Source organism: Dehalococcoidales bacterium (assembly GCA_028717385.1).
GTDB lineage: Bacteria > Chloroflexota > Dehalococcoidia > Dehalococcoidales > CSSed11-197 > CSSed11-197.
The window spans coordinates 1-5,520 of sequence record JAQUNW010000045.1 but is presented as its reverse complement, the minus strand read 5'-3'; the positions used below and the strand labels follow the sequence as shown (position 1 = coordinate 5,520).

General features: G+C 40.4%; 9 protein-coding genes. 8 read left to right on the top strand and 1 reads right to left on the bottom strand.

Going from position 1 to position 5,520, the window contains the following annotated elements; translation table 11 throughout:
* The 8 genes from PHX29_06870 to PHX29_06835 form a co-directional block, all read left to right on the top strand.
* The coding region (locus PHX29_06870) for a hypothetical protein (GenBank protein MDD5605605.1) at nt 1-221 on the top strand (221 nt) is incomplete at its 5' end.
* A 28-nt stretch (nt 222-249) separates the two neighbouring features.
* The gene (locus PHX29_06865) at nt 250-1,203 is read left to right on the top strand and encodes a site-specific DNA-methyltransferase (GenBank protein MDD5605604.1); all 954 of its coding nucleotides are present in this window, start codon (nt 250-252) and stop codon (nt 1,201-1,203) included.
* An 85-nt stretch (nt 1,204-1,288) separates the two neighbouring features.
* Nucleotides 1,289-1,531, top strand: coding sequence for a hypothetical protein (locus PHX29_06860; GenBank protein ID MDD5605603.1), 243 nt, complete (start codon nt 1,289-1,291; stop codon nt 1,529-1,531).
* Nucleotides 1,524-2,153 (top strand): thymidylate synthase, encoded by a 630-nt coding sequence (locus PHX29_06855; GenBank protein ID MDD5605602.1) that lies wholly within the window; start codon nt 1,524-1,526, stop codon nt 2,151-2,153. Before PHX29_06860 ends, PHX29_06855 begins: the two co-directional genes overlap by 8 nt.
* 84 nt (nt 2,154-2,237) lie before the next feature.
* A complete protein-coding gene (locus tag PHX29_06850; protein MDD5605601.1) occupies nt 2,238-2,849 on the top strand; it encodes a hypothetical protein in 612 nt (203 codons plus the stop codon).
* 113 nt (nt 2,850-2,962) lie between these two features.
* Entirely contained in the window at nt 2,963-3,535 is a 573-nt protein-coding gene (locus PHX29_06845; GenBank protein MDD5605600.1) for a hypothetical protein, read from the top strand.
* A gap of 123 nt (nt 3,536-3,658) precedes the next feature.
* Nucleotides 3,659-4,783: a hypothetical protein gene (locus PHX29_06840; protein ID MDD5605599.1), complete on the top strand. Its 1,125-nt coding sequence runs from the start codon at nt 3,659-3,661 to the stop codon at nt 4,781-4,783.
* Nucleotides 4,784-4,838: 55 nt separating this feature from the next.
* Nucleotides 4,839-5,222 (top strand): hypothetical protein, encoded by a 384-nt coding sequence (locus tag PHX29_06835; protein MDD5605598.1) that lies wholly within the window; start codon nt 4,839-4,841, stop codon nt 5,220-5,222.
* Nucleotides 5,223-5,338: 116 nt separating this feature from the next.
* Here the strand turns inward: PHX29_06835 and PHX29_06830 are convergent.
* A partial coding sequence (locus PHX29_06830) for a hypothetical protein (protein MDD5605597.1) occupies nt 5,339-5,520 on the bottom strand: 182 nt, incomplete at its 5' end.

The window sequence follows — 5,520 nt, the reverse complement described above, 5'->3', positions numbered from 1 at the left end:
GAATGATAAGATATATCCTGAAACCCCAAAAAAACAGTTATGTAAAAATAATCACATGGTGCCCTGATTGTGGTGCAAGAGGTCAACTAACCCGCAGTAATCAAAAATTGTTAGTAAGACATAAAACGAAAACCGGTCAGGCACTTCACCGGGTAACCGGGGAATTGTTCGATGAAATGAAGATAGTTTATAATTTGTATGGAGTGAAACCATTTGATTAAATATAAAATCGGAGATTGTCTGGAATTGATGAAAGAACTACCTGAAAACTCCGTAAACCTTGCGATACTTGACCCACCTTATTACAAAATAGTTTCCGATGATTGGGACAACCAATGGAAAACGTTAGATAGTTATATTTCATGGTTGGAAACCGTATTAATAGAGGTCAAAAGAGTCTTAAAAGACAACGGGAGCCTGTATATTTTCGGAGATGATCGGACCATTGCTTATGTCCAGGTAATGGCTGACAAGCATTTTAACTTTTTGAATCATCTCATCTGGTATAAAAGGAATAATATTGCTTTGAAGTGGGCGCACAATGATAGGAAGTACGCCCCGGCTTCAGAACGCATTTTATTTTATTGTATGGGAAACGATTTTTGTGAATGGGACACAACAGGATTGCAGATGGTTAAGCTTGATGTTAACAATTTCCAGACACTGAGAACATATTTTAAGGAGTTTCAAGAAGCACTTGGAATCCCAAAGAAAAAAATAATTGAATTAATAGGACAAAGTGCGGACCACTGTTTCAGGTGGGGTTCAACACAGTGGGACTTGCCAACAGAAGAAACATATAAAGAACTCTGCAAACTTCCATTACAGAAAGAATTCATAAGAAGAGAATACAAATTCATAAGAAGAGAATACGAAGACCTGAGAAGAGAATACGAAGACCTTAGAAGACCATTCAATTACCAAAAAGGCATGTATGAAGTGTTCGATATTCCAATAATTGGAGGAAAGGAAAACACAGAACATTCAACCACAAAACCGAAAGAACTTATCAAGCGATTAATTGAAGTTTCCAGTAATCCGGGTGATATTGTATTAGATCCATTTCTTGGCTCAGGCACAACATTAAGAGCGTGTCGGGAAACTGGCCGGGATTGTATAGGATTTGAAAAAGATAAAAAATATGAATCAATTATTCGTGAAAGAGCGATGCTTGATACCCCTGAATTATCAAGTTATCTCTGATTAACCGCTTACCTATACAAACATACCAACTACGCATAGAAAATGCCACCGCGGCGAAATCTCGAAGTCTCAGGAGACAATGAACATGCCATACAAAGACAATGCCAAACAAATAGAATACCAACAATCTAGATACGTAACTAAAAGATGCCCGGAGTGTCATAAAAATATAAAAGTAAATAAATACAGAACTATAAAAATTTGCGAGCATTGCAAATCAAGAATCTATGTGTCAAGAACTTTCAGCGATAACAAACATCATGGAACTGCTCATGGTGTAAAGCTTTGGGTTGAAAGATCTTGGGGATTTGGTGATAAAGATGTATGATTACCTGAACATAACCGCCAGAACCATACCAGAAGCTCACAGAAAGACCGTGTACCGCGTTTGGAACTTTGGCAGGGAAATATACGATCAGCGCGGGGATCACACCATAGAGCTTACTGACGTAAACATAAAGATCCCCACAGCTGACATATCCCACGTTGATGACGCATTAATAAAAAAGTTGGACGATGACTTTGCAGACGCGTTGACAAATCCAGAGAAAGCAGAACAAAAAGGAACCGATTTTGTCTATGCTTACGGGGAAAGACTATGGTCATTAAACCAATTACCTAAAATTGTAGCTCTGTTAAAAAGTGAACCTAACACCAGGCGGGCAGTAATCCCGATTTATGACAAAATTGATAACTGCATGACCATTTCAGAGGTCCCGTGCTGGTCATTTACTCAGTGGCTATTAAGAGATGGAAAACTACATAACATCGTTTATTTCAGGTCCAATGACGTTTGGGGGGCTTTCCCTTCGGATGCTTACGGAATCAGGACCTTGCAAAAATGGATAGCTGACCAATTAGACGCAGAAGTTGGTTATTATTCGCATAAAATCGGGTCAGCGCATATCCGGATGACCGACGAAGACGCGGTATTAAATTTCCTATCTTAATTTTTTTTGTATAATACCAATAACTATATATAAGATAAAAACAATGTAGTAGTATAGTAAGATTGGATGGAGTTGAAAAGAAACATGGTTAAACACGATGAGTATGAATCTGTACAATCCTGGAAACTGTCCGTATGCGAAGACTGCGGTGCACTGTTGTATGCATATGAAACCGACGACGGGAAAACGTTTATGACATCAGTTTATGATGGGTTCCAGTACCACAGGCACGGAAACAATAAAAACTATGTTGCATATCATGAATGTGGCGGGGATAAAGGACAATCAAAGACAAGAAAACGAATGTATGTTGAAACTCTGCCTGTATCGGGGGAAGTGTCTAACAAAGTAAAGAACACTTTGGTACAGCAGGCAGTTATGAGGGCACTATCCGACGAATTCGCAAACGCAAAACGTGGATTCAAAAAGTCTGTTAATACACAGGCAATCGATTTTATGGCCGGTAAATCACAGTACGAAACCCCATTCTCGACAAAGCAAGTAGACGCAATAATGCTCAAATACATCGGGAGCGCACCGGTTAATACCCCATCAAATGAAAATGACGATGACAGGGAAGAAGAATCCACCGTCGAAGAATGGGTGTGCTCGGTCTGCGGGAAAGATTGTAAAGGATGTGGAAGATTTTTCCACCACATGAAATTGAATCATCCTGATTTTGAACTAACCGATTAATAAATTTCTTTATTCCTTTTATTAATAAAAACAATAACTATATATACGATAAAAACAATGTAGTAGTAGAAGCCGGGCGGTGAATTCGGCCCTGAAAGGAGTTGACAAGAAACATGAACATTGAAGCACTGCGCGAAATTGGAAAAGAACGGAAGGGTGGAAAATATCACAGAATCTATTTCAATCTTGCAAAAATGTACGGGCTTGATGTAGTATACGCAAAAGCAGGATGGGTGGAAAGTGCAAAGTTCAGGGGAAAAGAAATGAGCGTGAAGGATGCAAGCAAGCTGCTCCGGACTTTCATGGGTGGAGAAGTTTGGTACAACGTAAAGACAGGAAACTTCGGAGGAAAACGAATCGCGGATGAATATTACTGCGAGATCGTGGCACAGATTAGAATGTTGACGACTGCACTAGAGCCTGGGGAAACTTTCCTTTTCCAGAATGAAGACCTGGAAACATTTTTCAAATTTGACGGACAGACCTACGACGTGGATGATTTCAAGTTTTCGAAAAAGGAGTACATCGAGGCGGAAAAGAAACAGATCAAATGCTATGAAAACGAAGACGGTATTTGTCTCAAGAGGGTAGAAATATTCATCGAGCCAGTGCAGACTAAGTGGTATGTATCTTCGAAAACGAGAGAAGTGGAGAACGTGGGGAAGAACACAAGTTCTACAATTTGACGTACGACTATGTGCCGGGCGCTGTATTAAAATTCATATCTTAATTTTTTTCAATCATACCATAACTATATATACGATAAAAACAATGTAGTAGTATAGTAAGTTAATAGGAGCGTAGAACAAATGACAAAATATTTTAACAATGTTGCAACTGGCTTTACCTGCAAGCTGGACACTGAAACCGGGGAGTTCTCCGGAATCGTTAGAGCTGCCCCTTATCACAGGAAAGATGAAGAATTTTCCGGAGTCGCGGGCCAGATGTCAGAGCAAGAAGAAGAGACCCTGGACGAGTTGCTTACCGATTCCTTCGACCGGAGAACAAAAGCATACAAGACCGCGCACAAAGCCTTGCTCCCTGGATGGTATGAAGACGAAGAGGAAACCGAGGAAGATCCCGGGCCAGTTATGGACTGCACGGTAAAAGAAACCCCCTTCGGCCTTGTGTACGAAGGGGAAGAGTGGACGAAGGAACTCATCAAGGTTGAGAAAAAGGAGCTGCTCGACGGCGGGTGCATAATTACCGGGAAGGACGGCAGCGCGTGGATACTGAACCCCGAAGAGTATGACGCGGACGACATCAAGACGATAAGAAAAGGCAGCGTGATAGGGTACTTGGAAACCGAAGAAAAAACCTCCCTCGTTTGTGGATACTCTCCGGATTTCATAGACAAGGAAATTAAGAAGTATTTAAGTGGAGATGCGGCCGATGATGCCACCACTGAAGAATCGCATGAAGAAGAACCCATGACAGAAGAAAGCAACGAAGCAGAAAGAGAAATCCACGATGAAGTGCGCGAACAGATCATTATAGAAACCGACTGCCCACACTGCGGAACTCACATCGACGAAGTTGAAATCACTGAACATGATGATGAAATTATCTGTACAAAATGTGGGGAGTCGATAGAGATCGTATTCTACGAATCAATGTACGACTATATGAAGAACGCAGACCTCTCGTACTATGAGATTGCAGACGGGGAGATCAGAGAAACCCCGTTTGTAGAGGAAATCAAACCTATAGACGACCAGGATTTTGTGATTTTTTCAAAGGGAACAAAACACGATGGTGATTGGTACACGGAAGTAAACTTCGGGGAGAACGAAGAATCGTGGATGCTAGACAACGCGCTAAACGAAACCGTCTTCCTGGTTTACACTGAGGAAAGTGAAGGGCACTATGTGACAGATGGGCGAGTTTACGAGACTGAGAAGGAGGCGAAAGCTCATTTTATGCGAAGATTATAGATTACCGGAAAATATGACAGAGTTTACGAGACTGAGAAGGAGGCAAACGAGTAAAATGCCAACTTATTCAACATCTTATTTTTTAGAACTGCTTAAAAAACGGCCATTCTGGAGCACACTGGACGTGGCAGCAGAAGCCGGTTGCCACAAGGATACCGTAATAAAATATTTAGAACGGTTAGAATTTTACGAATATGTAAAAAGGTATAAAGTAAGAACAGGCGGACTTAAAGGATTTATCTATATCTGGGTGTTAATGGAGAAATCGAAAATGTTCACAGATGAAAATACAACTGGATTCACAAAAGAACAGCTTGAAAAGATGAACGAAGAACTTGAGGAAACCTTAGACGGATACAGATTCGAGGACCTGCTGCCGGGCGAGCAGGACAAATTGATAAAAAGGGAATCGTGGGCCATATTAAAAAAGTATAGTTAATTATTTATGTAATACCATCATTGTAATATCTATCCTTTAGTGACCAAAAACAAACACCAGGCCATCAAAAACATACCATTTTTTATATCCAGTTGGCCTGGTAGACAACTTTTAAATTAATCAATGCGATCCTTAAACACCGGCAAAAACCCAATTATATTTTTATCAATGCATTTCATTACATCTTCGATACTATAAATTTCTATTTTATTTTTTGGCTTATCCCCTCTATGGAATCCCCCTTTTAATTCTGGAATCAATACGATTTTACCCGGAGGAAGCACGTCCGGAATAATCA